This is a genomic window from Klebsiella sp. K47, assembly GCF_051858335.1.
Taxonomy (GTDB): domain Bacteria; phylum Pseudomonadota; class Gammaproteobacteria; order Enterobacterales; family Enterobacteriaceae; genus Klebsiella; species Klebsiella pneumoniae.
The window spans coordinates 1-231 of sequence record NZ_JBPYUI010000323.1 but is presented as its reverse complement, the minus strand read 5'-3'; the positions used below and the strand labels follow the sequence as shown (position 1 = coordinate 231).

Annotated in this window: 1 pseudogene; it reads right to left on the bottom strand. The window is 64.5% G+C overall.

Annotation, left to right across the window (positions count from 1 at the left end):
- Window positions 1-231: pseudogene (locus RRF55_RS28225) on the bottom strand (hypothetical protein); the annotation flags it as partial.

Genomic DNA, 231 nt, shown 5'->3' with positions numbered 1-231 from the left:
TCGAGCCCGCCCTGCGGCATCGAGAAGGGGTTGTGGGCGAAGTCGACCTTCTTCTCGTCTTCATCATATTCATAGAAGGGGAAGTCGACGATCCAGCACAGGTCGAACCGGTCCTTGTCAATGAGGTCGAGCGTCTCGCCGACGCGGATGCGCGCCAGGCCCGCCAGCTTCGCCGCCTGGCCTTCCTTGCCGGCGGCGAAGAACACGCCGTCGTTCGGGCCAAGGCCCAGC